The organism is Pseudoglutamicibacter albus (assembly GCF_022346425.1).
Taxonomy (GTDB): Bacteria; Actinomycetota; Actinomycetes; order Actinomycetales; family Micrococcaceae; genus Pseudoglutamicibacter; species Pseudoglutamicibacter albus.
In genome coordinates this window covers 34,372-61,283 of sequence record NZ_JAKRCW010000002.1, presented here as the reverse complement: position 1 = coordinate 61,283, position 26,912 = coordinate 34,372, and the positions used below count along the sequence as shown (strand labels likewise).

At 62.4% G+C, this 26,912-nt stretch carries 21 protein-coding genes and 3 riboswitches; of the genes, 5 read left to right on the top strand and 16 right to left on the bottom strand.

Annotated elements, in window-relative coordinates:
• Positions 1-58 precede the first annotated feature (58 nt).
• Positions 59-2,233 carry a class 1b ribonucleoside-diphosphate reductase subunit alpha gene (gene nrdE / locus MHJ63_RS01620; protein WP_239445974.1) on the bottom strand — a complete coding sequence of 725 codons (2,175 nt, stop codon included), beginning with the start codon at positions 2,231-2,233 and terminating at the stop codon, positions 59-61.
• Positions 2,230-2,745: a class Ib ribonucleoside-diphosphate reductase assembly flavoprotein NrdI gene (nrdI, locus tag MHJ63_RS01615; protein ID WP_198020675.1), complete on the bottom strand. Its 516-nt coding sequence runs from the start codon at positions 2,743-2,745 to the stop codon at positions 2,230-2,232. The genes nrdE and nrdI overlap by 4 nt, the downstream gene beginning before the upstream one ends.
• A gap of 244 nt (positions 2,746-2,989) precedes the next feature.
• On the opposite strand from nrdI, the gene MHJ63_RS01610 reads away from it, so the two are divergent.
• A complete protein-coding gene (locus MHJ63_RS01610) occupies positions 2,990-4,855 on the top strand; it encodes a phosphoenolpyruvate carboxykinase (GTP) (RefSeq protein WP_052048584.1) in 1,866 nt (621 codons plus the stop codon).
• A 112-nt stretch (positions 4,856-4,967) separates the two neighbouring features.
• Here MHJ63_RS01610 and MHJ63_RS01605 read toward each other — a convergent pair whose 3' ends face one another.
• Positions 4,968-5,540: an NADPH-dependent FMN reductase gene (locus MHJ63_RS01605; protein ID WP_019174205.1), complete on the bottom strand. Its 573-nt coding sequence runs from the start codon at positions 5,538-5,540 to the stop codon at positions 4,968-4,970.
• Between the two features lie 209 nt (positions 5,541-5,749).
• Between MHJ63_RS01605 and MHJ63_RS01600 the strand changes: the two genes are divergently transcribed.
• Positions 5,750-6,577: an AEC family transporter gene (locus MHJ63_RS01600; RefSeq protein WP_239445973.1), complete on the top strand. Its 828-nt coding sequence runs from the start codon at positions 5,750-5,752 to the stop codon at positions 6,575-6,577.
• Between the two features lie 68 nt (positions 6,578-6,645).
• Here MHJ63_RS01600 and MHJ63_RS01595 read toward each other — a convergent pair whose 3' ends face one another.
• From MHJ63_RS01595 to rpmB, 7 genes are all read right to left on the bottom strand, one after another.
• On the bottom strand, positions 6,646-7,905 hold the full coding sequence (locus MHJ63_RS01595) for an MFS transporter (protein ID WP_239445972.1): 1,260 nt from the start codon (positions 7,903-7,905) through the stop codon (positions 6,646-6,648).
• A gap of 199 nt (positions 7,906-8,104) precedes the next feature.
• Positions 8,105-10,030, bottom strand: a complete 1,926-nt coding sequence (locus MHJ63_RS01590; RefSeq protein ID WP_239445971.1) for an NHL domain-containing thioredoxin family protein — start codon at positions 10,028-10,030, stop codon at positions 8,105-8,107.
• A 125-nt stretch (positions 10,031-10,155) separates the two neighbouring features.
• A complete protein-coding gene (locus MHJ63_RS01585) occupies positions 10,156-12,441 on the bottom strand; it encodes a bifunctional copper resistance protein CopD/cytochrome c oxidase assembly protein (RefSeq protein ID WP_052048472.1) in 2,286 nt (761 codons plus the stop codon).
• Positions 12,442-12,614: 173 nt separating this feature from the next.
• Positions 12,615-12,893 carry an HU family DNA-binding protein gene (locus MHJ63_RS01580; RefSeq protein ID WP_035756287.1) on the bottom strand — a complete coding sequence of 93 codons (279 nt, stop codon included), beginning with the start codon at positions 12,891-12,893 and terminating at the stop codon, positions 12,615-12,617.
• Positions 12,894-13,248: 355 nt separating this feature from the next.
• A complete protein-coding gene (gene rpsN / locus MHJ63_RS01575; RefSeq protein WP_035756285.1) occupies positions 13,249-13,554 on the bottom strand; it encodes a 30S ribosomal protein S14 in 306 nt (101 codons plus the stop codon).
• A gap of 2 nt (positions 13,555-13,556) precedes the next feature.
• A complete protein-coding gene (gene rpmG, locus MHJ63_RS01570) occupies positions 13,557-13,724 on the bottom strand; it encodes a 50S ribosomal protein L33 (protein ID WP_035756283.1) in 168 nt (55 codons plus the stop codon).
• On the bottom strand, positions 13,724-13,960 hold the full coding sequence (rpmB, locus tag MHJ63_RS01565) for a 50S ribosomal protein L28 (protein ID WP_035756281.1): 237 nt from the start codon (positions 13,958-13,960) through the stop codon (positions 13,724-13,726). Before rpmB ends, rpmG begins: the two co-directional genes overlap by 1 nt.
• Before the next feature lie 463 nt (positions 13,961-14,423).
• Positions 14,424-14,529: riboswitch (TPP riboswitch) on the top strand.
• Between the two features lie 53 nt (positions 14,530-14,582).
• Between rpmB and MHJ63_RS01560 the strand changes: the two genes are divergently transcribed.
• From MHJ63_RS01560 to MHJ63_RS01550, 3 genes are all read left to right on the top strand, one after another.
• Positions 14,583-15,620, top strand: a complete 1,038-nt coding sequence (locus tag MHJ63_RS01560; protein ID WP_239445970.1) for a thiamine ABC transporter substrate-binding protein — start codon at positions 14,583-14,585, stop codon at positions 15,618-15,620.
• A 64-nt stretch (positions 15,621-15,684) separates the two neighbouring features.
• Complete coding sequence (locus MHJ63_RS01555) at positions 15,685-17,517, top strand: ABC transporter permease (protein WP_239445968.1); 1,833 nt, start codon at positions 15,685-15,687, stop codon at positions 17,515-17,517.
• A 2-nt stretch (positions 17,518-17,519) separates the two neighbouring features.
• Positions 17,520-18,245, top strand: a complete 726-nt coding sequence (locus tag MHJ63_RS01550) for an ABC transporter ATP-binding protein (protein WP_070507299.1) — start codon at positions 17,520-17,522, stop codon at positions 18,243-18,245.
• 71 nt (positions 18,246-18,316) lie between these two features.
• Here MHJ63_RS01550 and MHJ63_RS01545 read toward each other — a convergent pair whose 3' ends face one another.
• From MHJ63_RS01545 to MHJ63_RS01520, 6 genes are all read right to left on the bottom strand, one after another.
• Positions 18,317-19,723 (bottom strand): L-serine ammonia-lyase, encoded by a 1,407-nt coding sequence (locus MHJ63_RS01545; protein ID WP_239445967.1) that lies wholly within the window; start codon positions 19,721-19,723, stop codon positions 18,317-18,319.
• A 129-nt stretch (positions 19,724-19,852) separates the two neighbouring features.
• Positions 19,853-20,233: a glycine cleavage system protein GcvH gene (gcvH, locus tag MHJ63_RS01540; protein ID WP_035756276.1), complete on the bottom strand. Its 381-nt coding sequence runs from the start codon at positions 20,231-20,233 to the stop codon at positions 19,853-19,855.
• A 91-nt stretch (positions 20,234-20,324) separates the two neighbouring features.
• The gene (gene gcvT / locus MHJ63_RS01535) at positions 20,325-21,452 is read right to left on the bottom strand and encodes a glycine cleavage system aminomethyltransferase GcvT (RefSeq protein WP_239445966.1); all 1,128 of its coding nucleotides are present in this window, start codon (positions 21,450-21,452) and stop codon (positions 20,325-20,327) included.
• A gap of 103 nt (positions 21,453-21,555) precedes the next feature.
• A complete protein-coding gene (gene gcvP, locus MHJ63_RS01530) occupies positions 21,556-24,456 on the bottom strand; it encodes an aminomethyl-transferring glycine dehydrogenase (protein WP_035756274.1) in 2,901 nt (966 codons plus the stop codon).
• 86 nt (positions 24,457-24,542) lie between these two features.
• A riboswitch (glycine riboswitch) is annotated at positions 24,543-24,657 on the bottom strand.
• A riboswitch (glycine riboswitch) is annotated at positions 24,658-24,748 on the bottom strand. It abuts the riboswitch before it with no gap.
• A gap of 188 nt (positions 24,749-24,936) precedes the next feature.
• Positions 24,937-25,755, bottom strand: coding sequence for an SGNH/GDSL hydrolase family protein (locus MHJ63_RS01525; protein ID WP_338110361.1), 819 nt, complete (start codon positions 25,753-25,755; stop codon positions 24,937-24,939).
• Positions 25,756-25,841: 86 nt separating this feature from the next.
• Positions 25,842-26,885, bottom strand: a complete 1,044-nt coding sequence (locus MHJ63_RS01520) for a ribonuclease H family protein (RefSeq protein WP_239445965.1) — start codon at positions 26,883-26,885, stop codon at positions 25,842-25,844.
• Between the last annotated feature and the right edge of the window lie 27 nt (positions 26,886-26,912).

Genomic DNA, 26,912 nt, shown 5'->3' with positions numbered 1-26,912 from the left:
GACGGCGCGCGGTGCGCCCGCGCGCGCAGCACGGGCGCACACGCGGGCGCGAACGCGACTACAGCGCGCAGGAAACGCAGCCTTCGATCTCGGTTCCCTCGAGCGCGGGCTGGCGCAGGCGGATGTAGTACAGCGTCTTGATGCCCTTGCGCCACGCGTAGATCTGCGCGCGGTTGATGTCGCGAGTGGTCGCCTCGTCTTTAAAGAACAGCGTGAGCGACAGACCCTGATCCACGTGCTTGGTCGCAGCAGCGTAGGTGTCGATGATCTTCTCGGCGCCGATTTCGTAAGCGTCTTCGAAGAACTCGAGGTTGTCGTTTGTCATGTGCGGAGCCGGGTAGTACACGCGGCCGAGCTTGCCCTCTTTACGAATCTCAATCTTCGAGGCGATCGGGTGGATCGAAGCCGTCGAGTTGTTCACGTAGCTAATCGACCCGGTCGGTGGCACCGCCTGCAGGTACGCGTTGTAGATACCGTGTTCGCGGATCGACTCGCGCAGCTGTTCCCAGTCCGCAACCGTCGGCAGCGCAACTCCAGCCTCGGCGAAGAGCTCACGCACCCGCGCGGTTTCTGGCACCCACTCCTCGGCCGTGTAACGGTCGAAGTAGCTGCCGTCAGCGTAGTCGCTCTTCTCGAAGCCCACGAAGGTCGCACCGCGGTCAATCGCCAGCTGGTTCGAAGCGCGCAGCGCGTGGTAGGTCACCGTGCGGAAGTACGCGTCGGTGAAGTCAATTCCCTCTTCGCTGCCGTAGTGGATGCGCTGCGAAGCGAGGTAGCCATGCAGGTTCATCTGGCCGAGGCCGATGGCGTGTGACGCACGGTTACCCTCGGCAATTGACGGCACCGCCTGAATGTCGGTCTGATCCGACACACTCGTCAGCGCCCGCACCGCAATCTCAACGGTTGCGCCGAAGTCCGGGCTGGCCATCGCCTGCGCAATGTTCAGCGAGCCGAGGTTGCACGAAATGTCGTGACCGATCGTCTCGTACCCGATTGCGGCGTCGTACTCAGAGGCGGTGTTCACCTGCAGAATCTCCGAGCACAGGTTCGACATGTTGATGTGCCCCTCGAGCGGGTTCGCACGGTTCACAGTGTCTTCGAACAGCACGTACGGGTAGCCCGACTCGAACTGCAGCTCAGCGAGGGTCTTGAAGAACTCGCGCGCGCTGAGCGTGGTCTTGCGGATCCGCGGGTTCGCGACGAACTCGTCGTAGCGCTCGGTGATTGACTGATCCGAAAGCGGAATACCGGTTTCGCGAAGCACATCGTAGGGGCTAAACAGGTGCATATCTTTGTTCTGCTTAGCCAGTTCGAAGGTCACATCCGGAATCACAACCCCAACCGACAGGGTCTTAATGCGGATCTTCTCGTCAGCGTTTTCACGCTTCGTGTCGAGGAACCGCATAATGTCGGGGTGGTGCGCGTGCAGGTACGCAGCGCCTGCGCCCTGGCGAGCGCCGAGCTGGTTCGCGTAGCTGAAGCTGTCTTCGAGGATCTTCATCACGGGAACAACACCGGAAGCCTGGTTCTCGACCTGCTTAATCGGGGCACCCGCCTCGCGGAGGTTTGACAGCAGCAGCGCCACACCGCCGCCGCGCTTGGACAGCTGCAGCGCAGAGTTAACGCTGCGGCCAATCGATTCGAGATTGTCTTCAACGCGCAGCAGGAAGCACGACACGAGCTCGCCGCGCTGTTTCTTACCCGCGTTCAAGAACGTCGGAGTTGCCGGCTGGAAACGGCCCGAGAGGATCTCGGTGACCGTCTTCGAAGCCAGTTCCTCGTCACCCTGACCGAGGAACAGCGCCGTGGCAACAACTCGCTGCTCGAAGTTTTCGAGGAAGAGGCTGCCGTCGAAGGTTTTCAGCGCGTAGGAGGTGAAGAACTTAAACGCACCGAGGAAGGTCTGGAACTTGTGCCCGAAAGCGTCGGCCTGTTCGTGGAGGCGCTCGACGAAGTCCTTGTCGTAGGCGCGCAGGTATTCGGCTTCGTAGTACTCGTTTTCGATCAGCCACTCCAGGCGTTCCCACACCGAAGCGAACTGCTTCGTGTTCGGGATGACCTGCTGGTTCAGGTAGGCCTCCGCCGCTTCGTGATCCTTGTCAAACTGGATCGACCCGTCCGCCGCAAACAGGTTCAGCTGGGCGTTGAGCGCGTGGTAGTCCTTCCGCTCGCCGACCCCGCCAACCCGTGCAGTGTTGGGGGTGGTTGTTTCTGATGGTGTGGCGATCGTCATGCGACGTCCTCCTCATTTGCTTCTGCTTCTAATGTGTTCTGTCGTGCCCAAAATTCGTCTAAACCAGCCTTGACTCGAGCAACGTCGCGGTTGGTGCCAAGAAGTTCAAAGCGGTACAGCTCAGGAACTTTGCACTTGGCTGAGATGATCGGTCCTGCGATGCAGTAGTGCTCACCGAAGTTGGTGTTCCCCGCGGTAATCACGCCGCGGATCAGCGCGCGGTTTGCAGGATCGTTCAGGAACGTAATCACCTGCCGCGGCACCGCCCCGGCCTGCGCTCCGCCGCCGTAGGTCGGAACCACGAGCACGTAGGGCCTGGTCACTCGGATCATTCCCTCTGTGCGCGGTCGGAGTGGGATCCGCACCGCCGGGCGCTCGAGCTTCTCGACGAAGCGGAGGGTGTTCTCCGAAACGCTCGAGAAAAACACCAGGCCAGGTGAATCTTGCCCCTCGAGCACTCGCACCTCCGCGACGCTTCGTGTTCGGCCTTCCCTGCGTTCACTCATCAGCATGTTCTCCTCTCAGCATTTGCGCCTCAGCAATCCCACCCCTACATCTAGTCCTGACCCACATTGCGGGCACCACATATAGTGTTTATCACGAGCACTCTCACAAATCTACGACACGCCGAAGTGCAGACTACGTCATACCGAACCCAAGACTCAAAGGGGATACTTATGGTGCTGTCAGACTCGACGTACTACGGTAGAGAGCACAAGTGAGACCCGGAAACTAAAGAATGAATGAGGGCGCCTGATGACCGCATCAAAGCAATTTCAAGTTCCTCCAGAGATTCACGTGGAAAGCGTTCGCGCTTTTGTGAGCGAGTGGGCAGAGATCACCAATCCTGAAAAGATCGAGCTCGTCTCAGCAGCGGATGACACCAGGCTGCTCGAAGAGGCCATCGCCGCCGGCGAAATGCTCCGCGCAGGCAAAGGTCGCTACTACTCACGGTCACACCCGAAAGACACCGCCCGCACCGAAGAGCGCACCTTTGTCGCCACGGCTGACGAGGCGGATCGCGGGCGCTACAACAACTGGCGCCACTCAAGCGAGGTCAAACCGCTGCTGACGAGCCGCATGCGCGGCGCTTCGGCGGGTAAAACCATGTACGTGGTGCCGTACCTGATGGCCCCTCCCGGCACCCCGCTTGCGAACTTCGCGCTCGGAGTTGAGCTCACCGACGACCGCAACGTGGTGCTGCAGATGATCCGCATGGCCCGCGTCGGAATTGAGCACTTCGACGGTGTCAGCGACCAGGACTTCTTCGTGCGCGGTGTGCACGTCACCGGTGACCTGACCGCGCTGCAGCAGGGCACCGACGCCGACGAGCGGATGTTTGTGACCGTCGCAGACGAGCGCACCATTTTGCACTTCGGCTCCGCGTACGGCGGCAACGCGCTGCTTGGTAAAATCGCCCACGGTCTGCGCCAGGCGTCCTACGACGGTTACGCCTCAGGGAAGTTCCTCGCGGAGCAGTTCCTGCTGCTTGGGATCCACGACCGTGAAACCGGCGTCACCACGCACGTGTGCGGCGGCTTCCCGAGCGCGTCAGGGAAAACCAACCTCGCGATGACGCTGCCGCCAAACGGACTCGGCGACCGCTACCGCGTTGATTTTTACGGCGACGACATCGCCTGGATGTGGGTTGACGACGAAGGGAAACTCCGTGCCATCAACCCCGAAAACGGTGCCTTCGGTGTCGCAAAAGACACCAACGAGGGTTCCAACCCCACCGCGATGGCGGCAATCGCTGAGGGATCGGGCACGATCTTCACCAACACCGCCTACAACGAAGTCACCGGCGAGGTGTGGTGGGAGGGTCTCACCCCCGAACCCCCGGCCGACCCGGCAGGGTGGCTCGACTGGACCGGCGCGAAAATCACCGACCGCACCGCCGAGCAGCAAAACGAACCGTGGGCGCACCCGAACAGCCGCTTCACTATTCCGCTGGAGCGCATCCCGAACCTCGCCGAAGACGTCTCCAAACCCGAGGGCGTGGTCGTTGACGCGATTATCTTCGGTGGCCGCACCCGCGATCGTGAACCGCTGATCCGCGCAATCGACAACCTTGTTGATGGCGTCTACGACGGGCTGACACTCGGCGCCGAGGCGACTTTCGCAGCGGACGGGCTTGACGGGCAGCTGCGTTACGACCCGATGTCGATGCGTCCGTTCTTCTCGTACTCCGAGGGTCGCTACGCCGAACACTGGCTTAAAGTGCTCGGGCAGCTGAAAGAGATGCCGATGTTTGCCCACGTCAACTGGTTCCAGCGCGAACCCGAAACCGGTCGTTACCTGTGGCCGGGCTTCCGCGAGAACCTGCGCGCGCTGAACTGGCTCACACAGTACCGCGACGGCAAAGTCAAGGGACGCAAAACCCCGATCGGCGTGCTCCCGCTTGTTGAAGAGCTCGACTTTACCGGTCTCGAAATCGACGCGGCGGATCTCGACAAACTGCTGCGGGTTGACGTTGAACGCTGGCTGCAGGAAACCGATCACCGCGCTGAGCACCTGCGCGAGCTGCCCGATATGCCGCGCGAAATCTGGGACGCACACGAGGCGCTTGTCGAGGCGTTGCGGGCCGAGGCGGCAACTGACGCAGGGGGCGCAGACAGCTAGCGCCTGCGCCACCGCGCGGCCGCGGCGACACAAAACTGCCACACAACAAACGAGGGGGAAACCGAAACGTGTTCGGTTTCCCCCTCGCCTTTGGGTTACGCGCCCGCGAAAACTAATCGCGGCTGGTTTTTTCGATCAGCTCAGCGAAGCGGTCAATGTATTTCTGCAGGAACTCAACGGTTGACTCGCGGGTGATCTTATCCCCGTCACCGAAAAGCTCAGGCGACTGCGACAGGAACACCTCGGGCTGGCCAAGCGTTGGCATGTCGAAGTAGGAAAGCGCAAGGCGCAGGTTCTTCTGCGACGAGTACCCGCCCATGCGTCCAACAGAGTGGCTCACAATTCCCGCCGGGAGTCCCTTCCACGCAACGTCGGCGTTGGGTTTCGACCCAATATCCACCGCGTTTTTCAGGCACGCCGGGATGGTGCGGTTGTTCTCCGGGGTCACAAACAGCACCCCGTCAGAGGCCTTAATCGTCTCGCGGAACTCCGTGTACTCCGCCGGCACCGGCTTGTCGGTGACCTCTGGGTCGTCGTAGTCGAAATCGTACAGCGGCAGGTCGCGGATCTCCACGATCTTCGCCTCGTACCCCTCAGGGAACATCGGAATCAGGTTGTGCGCAATCTTACGGGCAAAGGAGCCACGACGCAGGCTCCCAACAATCACACTCACGCGCTTCGTCATACGTTTCATTCTCTTTTCTCTATTTCAACTGTGGATCATGCACCGCGATCCGCGCCCTCATACGCCACAGACTCGCGCGGCGCGAGCTGCCGGTCGCTGCCCCAAGCCGAGCAGAACCGGCACTCGCTCACGAGGTCAAGCCTATGTTAACAATTCCGCCATTGCGAACCTCATGAGTAACCGAAGCTCCGAGCACCAAGCGCGGCCTGGTGCTCCCGGAACTTGCGGGGATCCAAGCCACTGGCTTTCAACTGTTCCATACGATCGCGCGAGCCGACGTCGCTGTCATCTTCGGGCCGCAAGTGTTCATCGCCGCCAGCGGCGCGTTCACCGTCATGGCCCTCTACCTGCTCATCGCATGCCTAGCCCTCAAACGAAAATCCGCTGAACTCACCGTCGGCGCGCTGTCAGCCTCCCAGGTGAACGCCGCTAACCTCGGCATCCCCATCGCGATCTTCGTGCTCGGCGACGCAACCTATTCAGTCCCCGTCCTGTTGTTCCAGCTCGCGATCCTTCAACCGCTGTCCCTCATATTCCTCGACGTTCAAACCCAACGGGTCAGCGCCGGAATCCTCGGTGTGCTCAAAGGCATCGCAACCAACCCGCTGATCCTCGCTTCACTCGCCGGTGTCATCGTAGCCACCACCGGAGTGAGCATCCCACAAACCGTGATGAACCCCATCGAAATCATCGGCGGAGCCGCCGTCCCGGCGATGCTCATGGCGTTCGGCATCTCACTCGTAGGCTCCAAGCCGCTACAGAAAGACTCGAGCCGCCGCACCGATGTGTTGCTCGCACTCACGTTCAAACTCATCGTGCACCCGCTCATCGCGTGGCTGCTGGCCGCCTTCGTTTTCCAGCTCGATTCCGCTGGCATCTTCATGGCCGTGATCCTCGGCGTGCTCCCCACCGCGCAGAACGTGTTCGTGACCGCAACCCACTACAACCAAGGCATGATCGCCGCGAAAGACACCGTGCTGCTCTCAACCCTGCTCGGGGTGCCGCTCATGTTCATTTGCGCGATGATCTTCGCATGACGGTGAGGTAGGGCTGACGCAGTCGGCGTACGATGCGGTAGCTGCCAAGCAGCGCCTGTAACGGTTGTCTACCGGCCCGTGAAGCGGACGCGGATGCGGCGCACACGGCGCCGCAACTCGCCCTGCGGCGCGTGCCTATTCCAGTACCACAAGCCCCACAGGCCAGCCACGAGCGAAATCAGACCCGCGATGCAGAGTGACATCCGCGCGCCCAGAACTTCGGCAAGCCACCCCATCAAAGGTGAACCGAGCGGCGTTCCGCCCATAACCAAAACCATGTACAACGCCATCACGCGGCCGCGATACCTCGGGTCCACCGTCATCTGTAGCGTCACGTTGCACGAATTCAAGAACGTCACCGCTGCCCAGCCGGTCGGGATCAGCATGATCGCATACAGCCACAGCCACGGGACCGCACACGCGGCGATCACCGTGATACCGAAACCGATCGTTCCACCCACCACGAACTTCAGCCGCGAACCCTGCCGCCTGGCCGCCATCAACGCACCCGCCAACGTGCCGCACGCCTGGATTGTGCCGAGCAGACCGAACACCTCGGCATCCGCATCGAACACCGTTGTAGCCATGACCGCGTTGAACACCGGGAAATTCAACCCGAACGTACCCACCACGAACGCAAGCACCATGATCATGATGAGCGTAGGCCTACGCGCAACATACTTGATGCCCTCAACAACCTGGCCACGCTTACGCGGAACCCGCGGCTGACTGTTAGCCGGAATGTTCCGGGAAATCACGAACAGCGAAACCAGTACGCCCGCGAAACTCGCTGCGTTGATCAAGAAAACCCAGCCCGTACCGACCGCGGCAATCAACAGGCCAGAAACACCCGGTCCGATCAGCCGCGCCGAGTTGAAGCTCGTCGAATTCAAGGACACCGCGTTCGGTACCAACTTGGACGGCACCAAATCATTCACCAAAGCCTGGCGTGCTGGCGCATCGAACGCCGCCCCGATACCTAACAAGGTCGCCAAGATGTACACATGCCACAGCTCAACCGTGCCCGTGAGCACCAAAACACCCAAGATCACCGCGAGCACACCCATGAACGCCTGCGCGATCTGCACGATCCGTAACCGCGGGTACCGGTCAGCGATCACGCCCGCATAGGCAGACAAAAACAGGATCGGCAGAAACTGAAGCCCCATCACGAGGCCCACCGCGGTCCCTGAATTATCGGTCAGCTCAGTCAGAACCAGCCAGTCCTGCGCGATGCGCTGCATCCACGTCCCGATGTTCGAAACCAAGCCGCCGAAAAACCACCACCGGTAATTCTTGATCTGCAGCGAGGCGAACATGCGGGACATGAATAGGCGGCCTCCTCAACGGCGCAGAAACCGGTGGGGTAATACAAAACGGGACCCCGGCGTAGATTGAACTGTAGATTCAACCCTACGCCTAGGGTCCCGCCTTGTTAAGAGTTGCCGCGCTGACGTGGCGCCGCTGGCACGGCGGCATGCCAGCCAAGCTGACGCTATGCCGACGTTAGTTTAGGCCGCGGCCGCACTAGTTCAGGCCGCGCAGGTCGAGTTCGAGGTGGTCCTCCCCCGCCTCATCCAGCTGCACTGGGATACCCCAGTCCTGCTGGTATAGATGGCAGGCGGCGTGGTCCGGGATCTCCTGGCCTTCCTCACCATCGCAGGCTGCAGCACGCGCGGTGATATGCAGAACGCCGTGCACAATCTCCGGGTTGAGGACGAGCTCACGCGTGAGCCCTTGGCTCGTGCCAGCGCCTTCTAGGATGAGTTCTTCAGGGGACGCAGAAACCTGTAGCTGGGTTGGGTCACCCCAACGGTAGTCGAGCTTCTGGCCCGCAGGAGCGGTGAAGCGTGCGGTCAGCTTGTGGGTGCCGGGCTTCACCAGGGTCTTTGGGCGCTGGGTCTGGGATGCGCCACGGTCAACCGTGGTCGCTTCCTTCGGCAGCGGGACCCTCACGAGCTGATGCCGGTTCGTTTCGACCACCAACAGGACCGGATCTCCACCAACGCTGTGGTCCACGAGCACTTCCGCCGGTTCCTGTAGGCCCTCGGCGAGGGTGCCGACCGTATGCGTTTCGGGGTCATAGCGGCGCACCGCACCGTTATAGGTATCAGCGATCGCAACCGAGCCATCCGGCAGAACCGAAACACCCAACGGGTGCTGCAGACGCGCCTCATCGGCCGGACCGTCGCGGAAGCCGAAATCGAACAGCCCCAGGCCGGTCGCAGTCTCAACCTTGGCGACCGTGCCGTCCTCACCCAGGCGCAGCACACGCACCGCGGAGGTCTCCGAATCCGCGATCCACACGTCCCCGTTCGCATCCACATCCACACCGGAAGGCTGCGCGAACATCGCGACATCCGCAGTACCGTCATCCAAGCCTTCGATGCCGGAGCCAGCCTCCAGCGTGACCTCGGCCTTGACGGGGTCGAAACCGAAGATCTGGTGGGTTCCCGCCATAGCGACGATGAACCGGCCAGCCTTCTCTGCCCACGCAAGGTCCCACGGGGATGAGAGCGAAAGCTCGGTAGCGTTCTCCCCCAGCTCACGCGACCAACCGGCGTCCTGCAGGCGGGCGCGTTCGGCATCGAGCAGGCGCTGCACACCGTTACCGGCAACAGTCGTGACCTCGCCCGTGGCCGTGTTAACGCCACGCAGGCGGTGGTTCACGGTGTCAGCAACCAGGACGTCGTAGCCCACCTTCTCCGCGATGTGGCCGGGAACGACCGCGGCACCCTGCGGCTCGTTGAAGCGAGCGGTGTCCGCGGAGCCGTCCGCGAAGCCGCGCTCCCCAGTGCCGATCTGACCGACCTTGGTCACGAGGTCCGTGTCCATGATCGTGAGCCGGTGGTGGCCCGAATCCACGACGAGGAACTGGCCGTTCGGCAGCTCGATCGCCGAACCTGGGAAGCGGAGGTCCCCTTCGCGTGCCGGCGGGGCGACGTACGGGCCGTCACCGCGGTGCAAGGTGCCCTTCGCATCGTGCTCTTCGATGAGCTCTTCAACCAAAGATTCAAGACCGGCCGCGTGACCCTCACCCGAGAGATGCGCAACGATGTAGCCCTCCGGGTCCAGGACCACGAGCGTGGGCCAGGCACGTGCCGTATAGGCCTGCCACGTCAGCAGCTCGGGGTCATCCAGGACCGGGTGTTCGATCTCGTAGCGTTCAACCGCGGCCTCGAGCGCTTCCTTCTTCGCCTCGTGCTCAAACTTGGGGCTGTGCACACCGATCGTGACCAGCACGTCGCTGTATTTCTCCTCGAGTGGGCGTAGCTCGTCGAGCACGTGCAGGCAGTTGATGCAGCAGAACGTCCAGAAATCCAGGATCACGATCTTGCCGCGAAGGCTCGCAAGGTCAAGGTCCTTACCGCCGGTGTTCATCCAGCCGCGGCCACGAAGCTCACTCGCGCGCAAACGGACGCCGGTACGAAGTGCATCAGACTCAGCAGACACCTTAACTCCTGGTTTCAGACGGGGCTTGACATGGGGTTTTCACTCGCCACGCCGAGGGCGGGGCGGATTGTGTCCATTCTAGAAGTTCGCCTCATGCCAACGCTTTTGGCGCGTAACATCACGCTTTATGCCCGCGGCGTATCGTCGCGGCCCTCCGCTTCGTCCTTGCCCTCCGGTGCCTCGGCCTCGTCCTCCGGTAAGCCTTCTGCCGGCAGGCCCGCGCGGATGCGGGCTGCGCGGCGGGCTTCTTCGAGGCCGTCGGCCTGGGCGCCCTGCAGCTGCTGCAGCATCTGGTTGTAGTCGCGCAGTTCGCGGTTTCCGGTACGTTCGGCAACGCGTTCGTCGCGGCGGGCTATCCGTTCATCGGAGCGGGACCATGCAACGGCCACGCCCACGGCGAGCATGAGCGTCGGTACTTCGCCGATGCCCCACATGACACCGGCGCCTATTCGTTGATCTTCGATCGCGCTCGGGCCCCAATCGCGGCCCTGGTTGCCGAACCAGTCCGGCTGGATCAAAACGTCGGTGCCCATGATGCTGGTCGCGTAGAACGCGTGGAAGATCATGGTGATCAGCAGGATCACGAGCCGCACAAAGTATGGGGCGCGGTTCGGCAGCGGGTCCAGCCCGATCATGTTGACGGCCAAGACGTAGCCGGTCAGCAGGAAGTGGAAGTTCATGAACTCGTGGCCTAAGTGGTATTTCATGGAGAACCACATGAGGTCAGTCGAGTAGAAGATCACGATCGAGGCCGTGAAGTTCACGGCCGCGACAATCGGGTGCGTGACGCCTTTAGCCCACTTGGAGTGCAGGAACACCAGGGTCCATTCGCGGGGGCCGCGGGTGCCGTCACGCCGGGCGGGGATCGCTTTGAGGGCCAGCGCGATCGGGGACCCGACCACCAGGAAGAACGGCGCGACCATGGTGAGCGCCATGTGAGCGACCATGTGCATCGAGAACAGGTTCTGCCCGTACACCGCGATGGGCCCGGATGTGATGTAGAACAGGAAGATCAAGCCCACATAGAAGCTGAGGGTGCGCCACCAGTCCCAGTGCCCGCCTTTAGCATGGACGCGGTAGGCCCAGCGGCCGTAGGCGATCGCGAGGAAGATAATGATCGCGACCCACAGCCAGTCGAAGCGCCACACACTCGCCCACGATGAGATGGTCAGCTCGGGTGGTAGCTCGTAGCCGGAGAGGCGGCGGGCCGGGGACATGACTTCCGGCGGCGCGGTGGATACCGGCGGTTGGGTGCGGGCGAGCACCACAGCGATCGCCGATACGGCGGACATGATCGCTACTTCAACACCGATGATGCGCCACGCGGCTTTGCGTGCGGTGAGGTCGCCGTTTTTCAGGCGCGGAATGATGTTGGAGCGGTGGATGATCCCGAGGAAGCCCAGGATCACCGAGAGGAAGGCTTTGAAGATGAGGAACAGACCGTATTGGGTTCCGAAGAGCTGCTGAAGGGTGTGGACGCGGATCGCACCTGCCGCTACGCCGGAGAGCACGACCAGGAAGAACGATGCGCCAGCTAGGTGCGAGAATCGTTGCAGGACTTCCGCTGCGGCGGGGTTGGTATCAGGGCCGGTGATGTTCTTTTGCGCTCCGCCAAGCAGCCCGGAAACAACGGCGAGTGCTACGAGCCCGCCGCCCCACGCGACGACGCCGAGTAGGTGCAGGCCCATCGAGTTCACGGCTCCCCAGTGGTCGTCACCGCCGGCGGCATGGCCGAGTAGCGCCAGCGGCACGAGGGCAACCCCTGCGAAGCCTGCGGCCCAGCCGAGCGCGTTGGCGCTGCGGGCGGCGATCATGGTGGTGCTCGTGATGATCGCGAGGGAAACGACCACGGCCCAGCTTCGGCCGAAATCGAAGTTCAGCATGTAGTCGAAGATGCCGTCAGTGAAGGATTTGTCTGCGGTGACGGGGAGCGCGGCGGCATCCGAATAACTGAGAACGAGCGTGGACATCGCAGCGAACGCCCACACGATCGCTGCGACGGAACCGACGGTAACGAGCCGGTTGAACGCTTTGGTGAATTCCCCACCATCAGTGGAACCTGCGGCCCGAGTGGTGCGCTGTGGCCGGGTGGTACGCGGGATGATCGCGCACACGAAGATGAGCGTGCCGAGCGTGATCGAGAAGCTGATGTCGTGAACCCAGCGCGCGATCGGCAGGCCGTAGCGGGTCACCACGCCCGGGTCACCGAGTAGAACGGAGAGCGCTGTACCGGAGTACGAGAGCGCGAGGAAGAGGGTTATGAGCCCGATGGGCGCGGAAATCCAGGTGAGCGCGTATGCGACTCGAGGGTTGTCTGCCGCGAGCCTCGCGTTCTTCGCGGAAGGGTCCTCGCTTCCGCGGGCGGGCTCGGCGGAGGCACGCTTGGACGTTGCAACCTGCGAGTGCGACATGGGCGCCTTTCCTGAGGGCATTTCTTCAGAGGAGGTTCACGTGAGCGGAGCTCATCAGATCCAGTTTAGGCGGTGCCGCTGTGGGAAGCGGTGCCCCGCTTGTGTTTAAAAAGTAAACCCACTCCAACCTGCGTGGTTGGGGCGGGTTTACTGCTCAGCTTGCGCTGTAAGACTTACTTATTGGAAACAGCAGCCTTCAGCTTGGAGCCAGCGGAGAGCTTAACGGAGTGACCAGCAGGGATCTGGATGGTCTCGCCGGTCTGTGGGTTGCGACCCTGGCGTGCGGCACGGTTGGTGCGCTCGAAGGACATCCAGCCTGGGATGGAGACCTTGTTGCCCTGGGAGATCTGCTCGGTCACGGTCTGGAAGAGGGCATCCAGTACGTCGTTAACCGTGGTCTGGGTCTGGCCGGTGTTGTTCGCGATAGCGCTCACAAGCTCACTGCGGTTCATTACTTGTCCTCCTGGACTCGGATACTCCCCAACCAGTGAGGGCTGAGGATTGCCCCAGGTTTCGGGGCCTGGATATGAAACTAACAGGTTTTCCCAGAATTTCGCGTGTTTCGGGGCGGATTTTCCGCGTTGAGTGAGAATTTACCCAGATTTTTGGCTGATTAGAGCTTCTTAGAGCGGTTTCTGGCGGCGAAAACACGAACGGAGCGGCCTAAACCTGCTTAAACGCGGACGTCCCGGCGCCTCGCTGATGTTCTTTTCAGCTGGAGCCGGGACGTCCGTGACAGCGTGCGATGCTTGTGTGTGCCGCTGTTGACGCTATGTGTTCCTCACAGTGGTGAGGAAGCGTGAGCGATTACCAGGACGACTTGGTGATGCCTGGCAGCTCGCCCTTGTGAGCCATTTCGCGGAAACGCACACGCGAGATACCGAACTTCTGGAAGGTACCGCGTGGGCGGCCGTCGATGGAGTCACGGTTGCGAACGCGAACTGGAGAAGCGTCACGTGGGAGCTTCTGCAGGCCGACGCGTGCTGCCTCGCGGGCTTCGTCGGTTGCGTTCGGGTCGATCAGGGTCTTCTTGAGCTCGGCGCGGCGCTCGGCGTAGCGAGCCACGATCACCTTGCGCTGCTCGTTCTTGGCGATCTTCGACTTCTTAGCCATGCTTACCGCTCCTCACGGAAATCGACGTGCTTGCGAACCACTGGATCGTACTTCTTGAGCACGATGCGGTCCGGGTTGTTGCGGCGGTTCTTGCGGGTCACGTAGGTGTAGCCGGTGCCTGCCGTGGACTTGAGCTTGATGATTGGGCGAACATCCTGTGCTTTTGCCATCAGAACTTCTCTCCCTTCGCCTTAAGCTCAGCGACTACGGCTTCGATGCCGCGCGCGTCGATCGTCTTGATGCCCTTGGTGGACAGATTCAGGGTGATCGTCCGGCCGAGGGATGGTACGTAGTACCGCTTCTTCTGAATGTTCAGGTCCCACCGACGCTTGGTGCGGCGGTGCGAGTGCGAGATGCTGTGTCCGAATCCGGGCACTGCACCGGTCACCTGGCAACGCTGTGCCATGTTCACTCCTCCAGTGTTGGTCAGTTGTGCTGCGGTCCCTTGCCGCCTGGCTGTGGTGTTGGCTCGCCTGGAGTCAGGTGAGCGCAGCCGATGACGATGCGAGGTCCCGCTACCCAGTTGGGGACACCGTGCTTACAACGCTGGAGGGCCTAAAGCAGCTGGGTGAGATCCAGCCAGTGGTTGACCATCAGACAGGTTTCAAACAACGGTGGTCCGGGTGAGTCGTGGGCATTTGCCTACCCACTGTTCACCTTCTCTTCCGTGTCACGGGCTGTTGGGCACGCAAAGATTAACGCGTGGCAACAGAACGCCTATCTATCTTAGGCAATCCCCTATCTTTGGGGCAAATCATGGTAGGCGAGTTTGGCCACACTCGCACCGGGCCCTCCACCCAGCCGGCCGGCGCCCGGCGCGCGCCATATGGCAAATTGTGTGCCGCATCGTTTTCTTGGCTAGTCTTGTACTGAATCGACAGGGGAGCGCTAACCGAGCGCTGAGAGTGCCGATGTGGCAGACCCTCGAACCTGATCCGGTTAGTACCGGTGTAGGGAGTTCGAATCTTCTCTCGTGGGCACACGTGGGCCACCCCCTTTTCATGAACTGGAAGGTTGTTGTGGCAGATATGCGTAGAAACCCTCTTATGGCGGCTACCGCGGTGCTCTCTGTTGCGGGCTTGGCGTTGAGCGGTTGTTCGATCGCGGCTCAGCAGGAGGATGCGGAGTCGAAAGAGAAGACGGTCACGATCATCACGCATGATTCTTTTGAGTTGACCAAGGAACAGGTCAAGAAGTTCGAGACCGAGACCGGCTATAAGCTCAAGACGACCTCCCCAGGTGACGCGTCTTCTGTGGTCAATCAGCTGATCCTGGCTGAAGGTAAGGCGTCCGCGGACGGTTTCTATGGCGTGGATAACCTCCAGGCCGGCGCGCTGACGGAGAAGGGCGTGGTCGAGGACTATGTGCCCGAGAAACTGCCGGAGGCTGCGAAGAAGCTGACCAACAGTGACGCGTTGACCCCGATCGATCAAGGCCAGGTGTGCATCAACGCTGACGCGGGCTGGTTCAAGAAGAACAAGGTTGATTTACCGAAGAGCATCAACGACCTCACCAAGCCTGAATACGCCAAGCTGCTGGTAGCCCAAGACCCGGCGCAGTCCTCCCCTGGTTTCGCGTTCATGGTCACCACGATGCACAAGACTGAGGATTGGAAGAAGGCGTGGGAGGACATGCTGGCTGGCGGCACCAAGGTCGTCTCTTCATGGTCTAACGCGTACAACACGGACTTTTCCGGTTCTGAAGGCAAAGGTAAGTACCCTCTGGTGGTCTCCTACTCCTCCTCCCCCGCTTTTGAGGGCGGTAAGACCGTGAACATCGATGACACCTGCATCGACCAGGTCGAATACGCCGGAGTCCTGAAGAACGCTAAGAACCCTGATGGTGCCAAGGCCTTCGTGGACTTCATGCTCAGCGAGGATATGCAGAACGCTATCCCTGAGCAGATGTACATGTACCCGGTGAACCCCGATGTGAAACTTCCGAAAGACTGGGCCGCTCACGCGCCGCTGTCGAAGACGTCGGTCACCCCGGACCCGAGCGAGATCGCCCAGAAACGCGAGGAGTGGATCAAACAGTTCCGCGAGCTCAGCAAGAACGCTAAATAGGTGCGTTCCTGAGACGAACACTGGGTAGAAGAACGCCGGGTAGAAGAAGCAGGTCGGGTACCTGATGCACGAGCAGAGCCGCTCTCACGGCAAGCTGAGGCGCCGGCGCCGTATCGTGACCATTTTGTGGTCCGTTGCGGCGCTGGCGTTGCCTGCCGTGTTCTTGGCTTTCTTCTTCGTGTGGCCGGTCGCGGCGATGATCGGCCGCGGCGTGACCCCGCCCGAAGGCAGTGAGGGTACGTGGTGGGGGCCGCTCATTGCCGTGTTGTTCGATGGGTGGACGTGGCGGCTCATCGCTCAGACACTCGGGCTTGCGTTGGGTGGCACGCTCGGTTCGATCGTGTTGGGGCTTTTCGGCGCCCACATCCTCTCGACCCGTTCTTTCCGTGGGCGCGGGATGATCCGCGCGGTCGCGACCATTCCGTTCGTTTTGCCGACCGTGGTGGTGGGTGTCGCGTTCCGCGCCTTGCTCGCCGAGACCGGTCCGTTAGGTTTCTTGGGCCTGGATCAGACCACGGCCGCGGTCATCCTCGCGATGATCTTCTTCAACTTCTCGGTTGTTGTGCGTCAGGTCGGGGCTGTGTGGGCCGACCTCGACCCGCGCCAAGCCGAGGCCGCCCGGACTCTTGGGGCGAGCCCCTTACGGGCCTTCCTAACGGTGACCCTCCCGGCGCTCAAGCCCTCGATCTGGTCTGCAGCATCTCTCATTTTCTTGTACTGCTCTACCGCGTACGGGTTGATGATGACACTCGGGAAACCAGGTTTCGGAACCTTGGAAACCGAGATCTATATCCAGACCGAGACGTTCCTGGACCTGCCCCAGGCGGCAGCGCTCTCGATCTTGCAGCTGGCGATTGTGCTCGCTTCGCTCGCGGTATCGCAACGCGCGCGTTCTAAAACTGAGACGGCTCTGCGGCTATCGCAACCCCGCTTACGGCCGCTGGCCCGGGCTGACTGGTTCTCCGCAATGATCGCTTTCGGCACCGTCACTGCACTTATTGTGGCCCCACTGCTGGCGTTGCTGTTGCGTTCGTTCTCGACCCCGCACGGCTGGAGCCTCAACAACTACCGGCTTCTAGCTACCAGCTCGGGCACCGGTTTCGGCGGCGGCTCGACCCCGTTAGAGACGCTCCGCAATTCGCTTTTGACCGCATCGGACGCCATGTGGATCACCCTCATCGCGGGCCTCCCGTTGGCGTGGTGGCTCTCCCGCCACGCACGCACCGCCGCGTTCGGGCGGGCGCAGAAGATTGTGGATGCCGCCGTGATGTTGCCGGTCGGGGTCTCAGGGGTCACGATCGGTTTCGGTTTCATCGTGTCCTTACAGATCGCGTTCCCGGAGCTTGCGCGTTCAGGCTCACTCGTGCCGTTCGCCCAAGCCGTGGTCGCGTTGCCCGTGGTGGTGCGCATGATCATCCCGATCCTGCGCTCGGTCGACCCGAAACTCAGGGAGGCCGCCGCGACCCTGGGAGCGAGCCCACTGCGGGTCGCGCTGACCGTGGACGGCCCGATGGTCGCCCGCGGCATCGGATTCGCCGCGGGGCTGTCCTTTGCGATCGCGCTCGGTGAGTTCGGCGCCACGAGCTTCCTGGCGTCTGCGGACTTCCAGACCCTGCCGGTCACGATCGTGCGGCTTATGAACCGACCCGGCGCCGATAACTACGGAATGGGTATGGCGGCCTCCGTGATCCTCGCTCTGGTTGCGGCAACCGCGATGGCGGTGTGCGAATGGCTCGCCGAACGCTCAACCCGTTCCGCGAAACTCTCCTCAACATCCGCCCGTCGCACCACAGTTCCCCAGGCTGCTGCTCCCCGCAGCGCAGATACAGACAGCGAAGTTTCCCGCAGCGCCGCCAGTACCGTTCCCGCCAGTGATTCTGCAGCTAAGGAAGACTAAATATGCCTACTGCTTCATATGCCCTTGAGGTGCGCGATGTGGACGTCACCTATCCCGACGGCACCGTTGCTGTCCGCGGGGTCAGCGTGGGCGTGGAACCGGGTTCGGTTTTGAGCCTGTTGGGCGCTTCTGGCTCCGGTAAGTCCACGCTCTTGCGCGGAATCGCGGGCCTTGAAGACGTCACGGCTGGCGAGGTCCTGCTCGACGGCGTCGATGTTGCCGGTGTTCCGGTCCACCGGCGCGGCATCGGGATGGTGTTCCAGGACGGGCAACTGTTCCCGCACCGCAATGTGGGCCGAAACATCAGTTATGGCCTCGAAATGGCAGGGGTCGCGAAAGATCAACGCAAGACGAGGGTCGAGGCGATGCTTTCGCTCGTGGACTTGGACGGTTACGCCGAGCGCCCCATCCGCTCGCTTTCAGGTGGTCAGGCCCAACGTGTCGCGCTCGCGCGCACGCTCGCACCGGAACCGAAGGTCGTGTTGCTTGACGAGCCTTTTTCGGCTCTGGACCGCGGCCTACGCGCAACACTCGCGCCGCATGTGCGGGAAATCCTCGCCCGCACCAACACGACCGCCGTACACGTGACCCACGACCACACCGAAGCTCGTGCGCTGGCAACTCATGTGGCGATTCTCGATCACGGCAAGCTCATCGCCCACGGAACCTGGGAAGAGATCGACCAAGCGGCGGCAACCGATCCGCGCATCGAACGCCTGCTGGGCTAGCACGCGCCGAGCCGTTCCAGCTCGACCCGCTACCCTGCTAGCCTGAGCCTCGGCCATGCTAGCGCGGGGCGTCAGCATTCGACGACGTTGACGGCGAGGCCGCCGCGGGCTGTCTCCTTGTATTTATCGAGCATGTCTTGGCCGGTGTCCCACATCGTCTTGATGACCTCATCGAGGCTGACTTTCTGTGTGCCGTCCCCCATCATCGCCATGCGGGCGGCGTTGACGGCTTTCGTTGCGGCGAGCGCGTTGCGTTCGATGCACGGGATCTGGACGAGGCCGCCTATGGGATCGCATGTGAGGCCGAGGTTGTGTTCCATCGCAATCTCGGCGGCTACTTCTACTTGCCACGGTTCGCCGCCGAGGACTTCGGCGAGTCCCGCTGCGGCCATCGATGAGGCGGAGCCGACTTCGCCTTGGCAGCCGACTTCGGCCCCTGAGATGGAGGCTTGTTTCTTATACAGGTTGCCGATCGCGGCCGCGGTGAGCAGGTAGCGGCGGACCTGTTCCGCGATGACCTCGGGGGCTTGGTCCCGGCATGCGCGGGCGTAGTGGGTCACGTAGAAGCCGACCGCTGGAATGATGCCGGCCGCGCCGTTGGTTGGGGCGGTCACGATGCGGCCGCCCGATGCGTTCTCTTCGTTCACGGCGAGCGCTGCGAGGTTGACCCACTCTTGCCAGTATTCGAAGGAGCGGTCTGTGTCGCGGGCGTAGAGTTCCTTGTGCCAGCGTGGTGCGCGGCGTGAAACGTTGAGCCCGCCGGGGAGGACGCCGGTGCGTTCGATCGCGGAGTTCTTGCAGTCCTCCATGACCTGCCATAGATGGTCGATGCCGTCCAGGACTTCTTGGCGGTCGCGGATCGCTTCCTCGTTAGCTAGCGCGACCTGCCATATGGCGAGGTCGTTGTCCTTGCACTGTTGCAGAAGCTCGGCACCCGTATCGAAGGGGTACGGGACGTCGATGTCCACGTGTGCCGCCGCGTCTTCATCGCCAGCTCGTTCGATGAATCCGCCGCCGATCGAGAAATAGGTCTCTTCGGCGATGACTCCCCCAGCGGATTCGAGGGCCGCGATCTTCAGTCCGTTCGTGTGCCGCGGCAAGATGGTGAGCGGGCGCTGCGTCATGTCCTCAACACCGAACGCGAGCTCAACGGTCTCCACGCCATCGAGCGCGGAGCCCACCGCGAGCTTCTCCCCGCGATCCCACGCGGCATAACGAGCCTCGGCCTGCTCGGGCAAAACCGTCTCCGGCGCATAGCCCTCAAGGCCCAACAAGAGTGCCGTGAACGTCCCATGCCCTTGTCCCGTGGCAGCCAGCGAGCCATACACATCAACACGTAAGCCAGCCAGCCGGCCATACGCTGACGGGTTAGCGGCAAGACGCTGCACAAAGTCCCGGCCGGCACGCAACGGGCCGACCGTGTGGGAGCTCGAAGGCCCCAAACCCACGGAGAAAAGATCAAAAATACTCAGGTACATGCGCACTCCTGAAAACTTTCGCCGGCACGCCCTCCCTCAAGGTGGGCGTGCCGGCGAAGGTCTCAATGTCACTGCGGCGAGGCGCCCTGCCTGGCCCCACCACTACGGTGAAACGCGTCAAGCGACGCTCTAGACGAGGTTGCCGCCATTCGCGGAAGCGTAATCCTCAGCGGAGAGCAGCTCACCTTCCGAGCTCACCTCGACAGTGAAAAGCCAACCGGCACCGTATGGGTCCGAATTCAACAGTGCAGGATCATCGATCACGGCCTGGTTGATCTCAACGATCGTGCCGCTGACCGGCGCGTACAGGTCAGAAACCGACTTGGTGGACTCGACCTCGCCGCACGTCTCACCAGCGGTGACCTCGCTACCGGCCTCTGGCAGGTCTACGTAGACAACATCACCCAGTGCGTCAGCCGCAACCTGGGAAATGCCAACCTTCACCGGGTTGGAGTCATCCACCCACTCGTGCTCAGCGGAATAACGGAGGTTCTTCTTCACATCGGACATGGTCTCTCCTTGATGATCAGGCCAGGAATCCGGCCGTACATGTGAATCTACAACTGTGAAGCTAGATGCGTGAATCTAGTTGTGTGTGACTTTAGTTGGAACGACGATAGAACGGGAGAGGCACCACCGTAAACCCGAGCATCTTGCCCCGGATATCCACGGCCAACTCGGTGCCTTCCTCAGCGTGGGCCACATCGACCATCGCCAATGCGACCGGATAACCCAGCGTCGGGGACGGCTGGCCGCTGGTCACCTGCCCCACCTCAGCGCCATCGAGCATCACGGTGTATCCGCCGCGGGCGGCGCGACGCTCAAGGCCCTTCAATCCCACCAAGCGGCGTCCATTCGTGGCACCCAGCCCGGATTCTTTGGCGGCCTCGAACGCGTCCCGGCCCACAAAACGCTCATTCTTCTTCAACGAAACCACCGGCCCCAAACCGGCCTCGAGCGGCGAGGTCTCAGCCGATAGTTCGTTGCCATACAGCGGCATGCCGGCCTCCAGACGCAGCGAATCACGCGCAGCCAGGCCGCACGGAAGCAAACCATCTGCAGCGCCAGCGTGAATCACCGCATCCCACACGGCCTTCGCATCGGCGTTAGCGATATAGATCTCGTAACCGTCCTCGCCCGTGTAACCGGTGCGAGCAACCAACGCATCCACACCAGCCACCGTGGCGCGCACCGCGGAATAGAAACGCAGATCAACCACGGCGTCGCGGTCAGCGCCCTCGGTCACGGCCGCGAGGACCTTCTCCGCATTCGGGCCCTGAACCGCGACCAGCGCGGTCTCATCAGACTCATCGGTAACCACAACATCGAAACCCAGAGCGCGTTCCCTGAGGGCCTCAAGCACCGCCGGGGTGTTGGAGGCGTTCGGGACCACCAGGAACTCGGTCTCATCTAAGCGGTAGACGATCAAGTCATCGATGATCCCGCCGTCGGCGTTCATAAGCAGCGAATACTTAGCCCGACCCACAGCGACCGCCGCGAGATTCCCCGCAAGAGCCGTGTTGAGGTAGCTCGCCGCATCAGGCCCGCTCACCCGAACCTCACCCATGTGGGAGAGGTCGAATACGCCCGCTGCCTCACGCACCGCCTTATGCTCGGCAAGCTCGGAACCGTAACGCAACGGCATATCCCAGCCGCCAAAATCGGTGAAGGATGCACCCAGCGCCTCATGAACCTCATGAAGCGGAGTGTGACGAGACGTTATATGCATGTTCGTTGGAACCCTTTCGTGCAGGGTCGGCGAAACGCCGGTGCTATCTGGATGGTGGGGTGAGTTATGAGCCACGGGCCAGTCCTCTTGATCGTGGAAGAAACTAGTCCTCGAAAGCCGAAAGTGGCGGGCATTCGCACATCAGGTTGCGGTCGCCGTAGGCCTGGTCGATGCGGCTGACCGGGGTGAAGTACTTGTCCGTAACCGAGGTCTGGCCCGGGAATACGCCCTGCTGGCGGGAGTAGGTGCGGTCCCAATCGGTGCGAGTCACGACTTCCGCGGTGTGCGGCGCGTTACGCAACGGCGAGCCTTCGAGGGAATGGATGCCGTCTGCGACCTCGTCGATCTCTTCGCGGATGGTCAGCATCGCGTCGATGAAGCGGTCCAGTTCCGCAAGGTCCTCGGATTCGGTTGGCTCAACCATAAGGGTGCCAGCAACCGGGAACGCGAGCGTTGGCGCGTGGAAACCGAAGTCCATGAGCCGCTTGGTCACATCCTCCGCGGTGACACCCGTCTTGTTGGTGAGTTCCCGCAAATCGAGGATGCATTCGTGCGCAACCAGCCCGGCGTTACCCGTATAAAGGATCGGGAAAGCCTGCTTCAAGCGGGCCGCGATGTAGTTGGCGCCCAACAACGCATGCTTGGTCGCTTCCGTGAGGCCAGCCGGGCCCATCATCGCGATGTAGGCCCACGAGATCGGCAGCACACCGGCGGAACCGAAGCTCGCCGCGGTGATCGGCGCGCCATCGCGGCCGCCCAGGCCCTCGTCGTCGCGGTCCTCAAGTGCCGGGCCTGGCAGGAACGGACGAAGATGCTCAGCGACAGCGACCGGGCCCACGCCCGGGCCGCCGCCACCGTGCGGGATGCAGAACGTCTTATGCAGGTTCAGGTGGGAAACGTCGCCGCCGAACTTGCCCGGCTGAGCCAGCCCGACCATCGCGTTCATGTTCGCGCCATCGATATAAACCTGGCCACCGGCCTCGTGGACCGCGTTGCACACCTCAACCACCTGCGCGTCGAACACGCCGTGGGTGGACGGGTAGGTGATCATGATCGCGGCGACCTTACCCTGATTCGCTTCGATCTTCGCGGCAAGATCGCCCTCGTCGATCGAACCGTCATCAGCGGTCTTGACAACCACCACGCGCAGGCCCGCCAAGACAGCCGAGGCCGCGTTCGTGCCGTGCGCGGAGGCGGGGATGAGGCACACATCGCGGTCAGCCTCGCCACGGGACTGATGGTATTGGCGGATAGCGAGCAAGCCCGCGTATTCACCCTGGGAACCGGCGTTCGGTTGGATCGAAACCCCGGCGTAACCGGTGATCGCTTCAAGCCGCTGTTCAAGATCAGCGATCAGCTCACGCCAACCGCGGGTCTGGGTTACCGGAGCGAACGGGTGGATGCCCGCGAATTCAGGCCACGTGATGGCCTCCATCTCCGCCGCCGAGTTCAGTTTCATGGTGCACGAACCCAGCGGGATCATCGTCCGATCCAACGCGAGGTCGCGGTTCGCCAGCCGGGTTAGGTACCGCATCATCTGCGTTTCAGAGCGCACCGAGTTGAAGATCGGGTGCGTCATGAACTCAGATTCACGCACCAGGCCCGCGCTCCGCCCGTACACGCCATCGCAGGATTCGCGTGCTTCGCGGGCCGCTGCGACCGCGTCGTCAGCGTTGGCGATGAGCGCCTTGCATACCGCGGCGATCACGGTCTCGACGTGTTCGTCGGTGGTGGTTTCGTCTGTGGAAACCGAAATCGTGTCCGCATCCACGCGGCGAACGTTGATGCCTGCGGAATCCGCGGCGTCCACGATCGAATCCGCCGCCCCGTCGGTTACGAAACGCACGGTGTCAAAGAACGATGCGGTGGCTAGCTTCGCACCGGCGGCTTCAACGCCTGCGGCGAGCGCGCACGCGTGGGCGTGGGTGCGGCGGGCGATGTTCTTGAGGCCTTCCGGGCCGTGATAAACCCCGTACATTGAGGCGACAACGGCGAGCAGAGCCTGGGCGGTACAGATGTTGGAGGTCGCCTTCTCGCGACGGATGTGCTGCTCGCGGGTCTGGAGCGAAAGCCGGTAGGCGGGGCGGCCATCGGTGTCATAGGAGACACCCACGAGGCGGCCTGGCAGGTTGCGTTCCAGGCCCTTGGTCACGGCCATGAAGGCGGCGTGCGGGCCGCCGAAGAACAGTGGGACACCGAAACGCTGGGAGCTACCGACCGCGATGTCAGCACCCTGTTCGCCCGGGGATCTCAGGTGGGTGAGCGCGAGCAGGTCGGTTGCGATCGTGACTTTCGCGCCGCGTTCCTTTGCTTCCGCGATGATCTCGGCGTGGTTGACGATCGCGCCCGAATCGCCTGGCTGTTGCAGCACGATGCCCGAAATCGGGCCCTCCGGAAGGCCTTCGGCGGCGAAGTCACGCACCTCAAGAGGGATCCCGAGCGCTTCAGCGCGGCCGCGAACCACGTTGAGGGTCTGCGGGAACATGTCCGCATCCACCACCGTGACCGCGTCATCCTTAGCGCGGGTTGCGCGGCGCATCAAAAGGATCGCCTCTGCCACGGCCGAGGCCTCATCAAGTAGCGATGCGTTGGCGATCGCGAGCCCGGTGAGGTCAGCGACCATCGTCTGGAAGTTCAACAGCGCCTCGAGGCGGCCTTGGGAAATCTCTGGCTGATACGGGGTGTAGGCGGTGTACCAGCCCGGGTTCTCAACGATGTTGCGGCGGATCACCGCCGGGGTGTGGGTGTCATAGAAACCCTGGCCGATCATCTGAACACGCAGCGTGTTCTTCTGCGCCAACGCCCGCAACGCAGCAAGCGCTTCCTCTTCTGAGAGCCCCTCCGGGATATCTAGTGGCTCTTCCATGCGGATCGTGGACGGGACCGCGACATCAACAAGAGCGTCCAGGGACGCATAGCCAACGGTTTCCAGCATGTGTTCGGTCTCGGCGCCGCGTGGACCGATGTGGCGGGAAACGAATGCGGACATATCGGAGCGTGTCATAACGTGCTCGGCTCTTCTCGGCTCGGGATTCGACTCAGGGTTCGATTCAAAGAGTTCGGATCGGGGTCGGATCGGGATTCGATTGTCCTCCCCGCCCTGTCTTGGAACCTGAGAGCTTCCGCGCCGTTGACGGTTCGTCCTGCGCTTGCACCATCGGTGGGAACCAGCCTGTTGTGGCGAGGTTCCGCTTTCCAGGGTCGCCTGTACCTAGCGGTGCGGTTGCCTGAGAGTTTCCCGGGGAGGGTTTGCTCCTACGGCGCCTCGCTGGGGAGGTCTCTCCCGCTAAGCGTGGTCGGCGGTGCCATCAACCCGCGTCCCGCTGAGTGCAGGCGCGTGGTCCACAGCATGTGTCAGTCTACCGGGGCTTGCGTGATCCTGTGAAGAGGTGCCGCCGCATCGGCAACCGTGGCGGCCACCGGGTAGGCGCCGCCTCAGGCGCGGCTTCAGGCCTGGCATCAGATAACGGCTCCAGACCCAGCCTTAGGCCTGGTTCTCTGGCGCTTCGAGGCGCACGTATTCGGGATACCGCGGGCTGAGGGTGTCACCGGAAGAGACGCGTTTGATGCGTCGGCGGACCCACGGGCCAGCGTGTTCGCGGACCCATTCGGCGTTGGTGCGGGCGCGTTGAAGTTTGGACAGTTCCGGTAGCTCGAGTGGTTCGACGTCGAATCCGCCGACGTCGTAGCCGAGTACATCCAGAGTTTTGCGGGCGGTGAATTCGTGGCCGCGGCTGTTCATGTGGAGGCGGTCCTCGGACCAGTAGCCGGGGTCTTGTAGCTCTCGCCAGCGCCAGTAATCGGCGATGATCGCGCCGGTGTCGTCTGCGATCTCGCGGAGGCGCTCGTTATAGAGTGCGGCGCGCCCGGCGAGCGCCCGGTAGAGCGGGCTCTTGGAAACATCGAGGCTTGTGAACAGCACAACCTTGGCCCCGACGCCGCGCAGCTCGGAGACCATGTGGTGCACTCCCCCTGCGATGTAGTCGATGTCTACACGTGGGCGCATGATGTCGTTGCCACCCATACACACGGTCGCGAGTGTCGGGTTGAGCTCTAGTGCTGGTTCGAGCTGTTCGGCCATGATCTGGGGTACTTTTTTGCCGCGGATCGCGAGGTTCGCATACCCGAAGTTCGGATGTTCACGGCACAGCCGTTCTGCTACACGGTCGGCCCAGCCGCGCACACCGTTGGGGCGGTTGAGCTCGACATCGCCCACGCCTTCCGTGAAGGAATCACCGATGGCCACGTAGCGCTGTTGATACGGCGGGTTGGTTTCGCTCATATTCGCTGACGATGTTGGCACGTTGTGTTCCTCGTTGCGTTGACTCACACATGCGATCCTACGAGGTTAGCCCGCAATCGCGAACCCCCGTGCCGCGTCGCGTCGCCTTACACGTTGATGTGCGCGGTTTCTTGCCGGAAGAAACACTGCCACCGTTGCGTGCCTGCTTGCCCTGCGTCCCCGGTGAGGCGCCACCATGACAGCACCACGGCATCGGCGGTTGAGGCCCGCTGCGCACGGTAGGCGACGTAGGCGATGTCCTGGCTGACGCGTTCGGTGGTGATGACCTCGAGGTTGGTGATCGGGTCTTGGCCGCGCAGGCCATCGATCCCGTGGAGGGCGCCGTGGGCGGAGACGCCGCGGAAGTCTTCGGTGAGCAGGTAGCGCAGGGTTGGTTCGTCGTCCTGGTCGATGCTGTCGAGCAGGTCCGCTTCAGCAGCGGCTAGGAGCTTGCGGATGTCAGTGCTCGCCTGCCCGGCGTCAACCGCAGCGGGCATCGCGCTGGGCTGGGTTACCGTGCTGGGCTGGGTTGCGGCGTTACCTTGCCCCGCATCGTTGTTCTGTCCATCGTTGCTTTGACTCGGGGTGCCGCTATAGCCAGGGCCTTCCTCGGGAGCCTCGCCGTCTTTATAGGCTTGCGCGCATGCGCGGGCGCGATCGTCGGCGGCTTCGTTGAGCTCGTGGCCTGTGTGGCCGCGCACCCACTCGAATTCGACCTTCCGGCCGGCCAGTGCGGCATCGAGCGCTTTCATGAGTTCGGCGTTTTGGACTGGTTTGCCGTCAGCTTTCTTCCAGCCGCGTTTCTTCCACCCAAAGCGCCATTTGGTGAGCGAGTTGATGACGTACTGGGAATCGCACAGAACCTTCAGCGGCGCGCCCGCGGCCTCGGTTGCTTGCAGCAGTTTGAGGACGGCCTGTAGTTCGCCCTGATTGTTGGTGCCTTTGGGCCAGCCGCCTGCGGCCCACTGGTTTTCGTCGATGTACCACGCCCACCCCGCGGGGCCGGGGTTGCCGAGGGCGGAACCGTCCGCTGCGGCAATGATCACCGGAGCGTCAGTGTTCTTGGGGGCGTCAGCGGTCTTCGGGGCGTCCGGATTCCCTGATGCGTGGGCTCCGGATGCCATCGCGGTGCGTTGTCGTGCAGAACTCATAGTCCTATCCCATCACGAACCTCTCCG

What these genes read in the sequence shown, in the direction of transcription:
- nrdE (WP_239445974.1), bottom strand. Translation starts at nt 2,233, where the DNA reads ATGACGATCGCCACACCATCAGAAACAACCACCCCCAACACTGCACGG.
- nrdI (WP_198020675.1), bottom strand. Translation starts at nt 2,745, where the DNA reads ATGCTGATGAGTGAACGCAGGGAAGGCCGAACACGAAGCGTCGCGGAG.
- MHJ63_RS01610 (WP_052048584.1), top strand. Translation starts at nt 2,990, where the DNA reads ATGACCGCATCAAAGCAATTTCAAGTTCCTCCAGAGATTCACGTGGAA.
- MHJ63_RS01605 (WP_019174205.1), bottom strand. Translation starts at nt 5,540, where the DNA reads ATGACGAAGCGCGTGAGTGTGATTGTTGGGAGCCTGCGTCGTGGCTCC.
- MHJ63_RS01595 (WP_239445972.1), bottom strand. Translation starts at nt 7,905, where the DNA reads ATGTCCCGCATGTTCGCCTCGCTGCAGATCAAGAATTACCGGTGGTGG.
- MHJ63_RS01585 (WP_052048472.1), bottom strand. Translation starts at nt 12,441, where the DNA reads ATGTCGCACTCGCAGGTTGCAACGTCCAAGCGTGCCTCCGCCGAGCCC.
- MHJ63_RS01580 (WP_035756287.1), bottom strand. Translation starts at nt 12,893, where the DNA reads ATGAACCGCAGTGAGCTTGTGAGCGCTATCGCGAACAACACCGGCCAG.
- rpsN (WP_035756285.1), bottom strand. Translation starts at nt 13,554, where the DNA reads ATGGCTAAGAAGTCGAAGATCGCCAAGAACGAGCAGCGCAAGGTGATC.
- rpmG (WP_035756283.1), bottom strand. Translation starts at nt 13,724, where the DNA reads ATGGCAAAAGCACAGGATGTTCGCCCAATCATCAAGCTCAAGTCCACG.
- rpmB (WP_035756281.1), bottom strand. Translation starts at nt 13,960, where the DNA reads ATGGCACAGCGTTGCCAGGTGACCGGTGCAGTGCCCGGATTCGGACAC.
- MHJ63_RS01560 (WP_239445970.1), top strand. Translation starts at nt 14,583, where the DNA reads ATGCGTAGAAACCCTCTTATGGCGGCTACCGCGGTGCTCTCTGTTGCG.
- MHJ63_RS01555 (WP_239445968.1), top strand. Translation starts at nt 15,685, where the DNA reads ATGCACGAGCAGAGCCGCTCTCACGGCAAGCTGAGGCGCCGGCGCCGT.
- MHJ63_RS01550 (WP_070507299.1), top strand. Translation starts at nt 17,520, where the DNA reads ATGCCTACTGCTTCATATGCCCTTGAGGTGCGCGATGTGGACGTCACC.
- MHJ63_RS01545 (WP_239445967.1), bottom strand. Translation starts at nt 19,723, where the DNA reads ATGTACCTGAGTATTTTTGATCTTTTCTCCGTGGGTTTGGGGCCTTCG.
- gcvH (WP_035756276.1), bottom strand. Translation starts at nt 20,233, where the DNA reads ATGTCCGATGTGAAGAAGAACCTCCGTTATTCCGCTGAGCACGAGTGG.
- gcvT (WP_239445966.1), bottom strand. Translation starts at nt 21,452, where the DNA reads ATGCATATAACGTCTCGTCACACTCCGCTTCATGAGGTTCATGAGGCG.
- gcvP (WP_035756274.1), bottom strand. Translation starts at nt 24,456, where the DNA reads ATGACACGCTCCGATATGTCCGCATTCGTTTCCCGCCACATCGGTCCA.
- MHJ63_RS01520 (WP_239445965.1), bottom strand. Translation starts at nt 26,885, where the DNA reads ATGAGTTCTGCACGACAACGCACCGCGATGGCATCCGGAGCCCACGCA.